The organism is Micromonospora sp. KC207 (assembly GCF_004348615.1).
GTDB lineage: Bacteria > Actinomycetota > Actinomycetes > Mycobacteriales > Micromonosporaceae > Micromonospora.
The window spans coordinates 1-3,125 of the sequence record NZ_SMKJ01000476.1 but is presented as its reverse complement, the minus strand read 5'-3'; the positions used below and the strand labels follow the sequence as shown (position 1 = coordinate 3,125).

At 74.8% G+C, this 3,125-nt stretch carries 1 protein-coding gene; it reads left to right on the top strand.

The features are described 5' to 3' along the window. Positions 1–14: 14 nt before the first annotated feature. Positions 15–3,125, top strand: a 3,111-nt coding sequence (locus E1258_RS31470) for a beta-ketoacyl synthase N-terminal-like domain-containing protein (protein ID WP_243715808.1), incomplete at its 3' end; no start/stop codon positions are given.

Here is a 3,125-nt window from a genome sequence, read left to right as displayed (position 1 = left end):
GCCCCGACCGGTCGGTGAGCCAATGGGGCGGCTTCCTGACCGCGCCGGACGCCTTCGACGCCCCGTTCTTCCAGATCAGCCCGCGTGAGGCCCGCCGGATGGACCCGCAGCAGCGGATCTTCCTGGAGGAGGCGTACCGGGCCGTCGAGGATGCCGGGTACGCCCCGGCGGCGCTGGCCGGCCGACCGGTCGGCGTGTTCGTCGGCGCCCGCGCCAACGACTACGACCAGCAGGTCACCGCCGCCGAGGACATCTCGTCGCAGGTGTTCCTCGGCACGGACATGTCCATCCTGGCCGGGCGGGTGGCGTACCTGCTCGACCTGACCGGCCCCACCCTCACGGTCGACACCGCCTGTTCGTCCGCGCTGGTCGCGCTACACCTGGCCGTGCAGAGCATCCGGCGCGGCGAGTGCGAGGCGGCGGTCGCCGGTGGCGTCTTCGTCGCCCCGTCACCGCGCTTCCTGGTGATGGCCTCCAAGACCGACATGCTGTCGCCGACCGGCGCGTGCCATACCTTCGACGACGCCGCCGACGGCATGACGGTCGGCGAGGGCGCCGGCGCCGTCCTGCTCAAGCCGCTGGACCGGGCACTCGCCGACGGGGACCACGTGCACGCGGTCATCCGGGGCACCGCGACCAACCACAACGGACGTACCCAGGGGCTCACCGCCCCGGCCACCCGGTCGATGCGCGACCTGGTCACCCGCCTGTACCGCGCGGCCGACGTGGACGTGCGTACCGTCGGCTACCTGGAAGCTCAGGGCACCGGCACCCGACTGGGCGACCACATCGAGTTGGCCGCGCTCGGCGGGGCGTTCACCGAGCTCGGCGCAAAAGCCGGCGGCTGCGTCGTCGGCTCGCACAAGCCCAACCTCGGGCACGGCATCACCGCCGCCGGGATGGCCGCGCTGGCCAAGGTGGTCCTGGCGCTGCGGCGGCGGGAACTGCCGGCCACCATCGGCGTCCGACAGCTCAACCGCAACGTCACCCTCGACGGCGGGCCCTTCCAAATCTCCGGGGAGACCCGACCCTGGCCCGCCACGCCCGGCACCCCGCTGCGTGCCGGAATCAACTCGTTCGCGTTCAACGGCACCAACGCCCACGCCATCCTGGAGCAGCCGCCGGCCGTACCGCCGCCGTCGCCCGGCCGGCCGCCGTACCTGGTCCCGGTCTCCGCTGGTTCCGTGTCCGCGCTGCGGCGACGGCTGGTGGACCTGCGGTCCTGGGCGGCCGGCGCGCCCGACGCCCCGCTCGCGGACGTGGCCTACACCCTGCAGGTGGGACGGGCGCACCTGGTGCACCGGGTGGCGCTGGTCGTCGAGGACCTCGCCGACCTGGTCGCCGAGCTGGACCGCCAGCTCGCCGCGCTGCCCACTTCGACCCCGGCGGGCCCGGCGACCGGTGACACGCGGGCCCGCGAGCTGGCCGTCCCCGACGCCGCCCCGTCCGCGCTGCGCGAGCTGGCCGAGCTGTACGCGGTCGGCGCGACGGTGCCGTTCGACACCCTGCACCGGCCGGGCACCCGGCGGCGGGTGCCGCTGCCCACGTACCCCTTCGACCCGCACCGCTACTGGATCGCCGCGTCCACCCCCGGGCCGGCGGTGGCGCCCGCCGGGGCCGCCTCGGCCGGGCTGCTCGACGCCGGGGCCCCGGCGTTCGGTCCGGACCGGCTCGCCGCGCACCGCGAGGCGCACCTCGCGCTCGGCCGGTGGGTCCGCGACCTGCTCTTCCACGTGCTCGCCACGGCTGGTGAGGGGTGGCGGCCGGGCGACCGGTATGACGTCGCCGTGCTGGGTGAGCGGTGGGGTGTGGTGGACCGGCACCGGCCGTACTTCCAGAAGATCGTGCAGGTCCTCATCGACGGCGGCCAGCTGCGCCGCGACGGGTCGACGGTGGAGGTGGTCGCCGCACCCCGAGCCCGGTCCGACCTCGACCGGGAACGCGCCGACCTGGCCGCCCGGCACCGGGAGGCCGCCGCCTACACCCCGCTGCTGACCGTCTGCCTGGACAACTACCCGAAGATCCTGTCCGGTGCCGTGCCGGCCACCGAGGTGCTCTTCCCTGGCTCGTCGCTGGCGCTGATGGAGAGCCTCTACCGGGGCAACGACATGGCCGACCACTGCAACGAGTTGGTGGCCTGGAGTGCGGCACGGCTGCTGGGCGAACGCGTCCGTGTCGCACCGGGCGCGCGTCTCGAGGTGGTCGAGGTCGGCGCCGGGACGGGTTCCACCACCCGGTACGTCCTGCCCGCCATCCAGGAGTACGGCGACCGGCTGCGTTACCTCTACACCGACGTGTCGGCGGCCTTCGGCCGGCACGGCGCCCGGCGGTTCCAGGGCGAGCACCCGTATGTGCGATTCGCCCGGCTGGACGTGTCCACCGACCCGGTCGGGCAGGGCCACCCGGCGGGCGGCACCGACCTGGTCGTGGCGACCAACGTACTGCACGCCACACCCGACATCCGGGCCACCGTGCGGCACCTGCGGACGCTGCTGCGCCCCGGTGGCGCGGTGGTGATAAACGAGCTGACCACCGTGCCGGACGTGTACGCGATCATCGCCGGCCTGCTCGACGGCTGGTGGCTCGCCCGCGACCCGCAGCTGCGGCTGCCCAGCTCGCCGGTGCTCACCGCGCAGACCTGGCGGTCGGTGCTGGCCGAGGCGGGCTTCACCGGTGTGACCGTGTTCGGTCCGCCCACGGGTCCGGACGGGGTCGGTCCGCACGGTGTGGGCCAGCACGTGATCGTGGCCACCGCCGGTGCCGAGGTGGGACCGGCGGTGGCCGTGCCGGCCACGCCCGCCGGGCCGCTGCCCCCGGCGCCGACTCCGACGGTGGACGTGCCCGTGCCGTCGCGGGCGGACCTGGCCGGGTTGCGGGAACGGCTGACCGCCGTCGTCGCCGAGGTGATCGAGACCGACCCGGCCGCGATCGACCCCGACCGGCCGTTCGCCGAGTACGGCATCGACTCGATCCTCGGCCTCGAACTGGTCGACGCCGTGAACGCCGCCGTCGGTACCGACCTCAGCCCGACCGCGTTGTTCGACCACGGCTCGGTGACCCGGCTCGCCGCGCACGTCGCCGCCCACGCCCCGACCCCCCGTGCCACGGGCGCGCCGCTTCCCGTC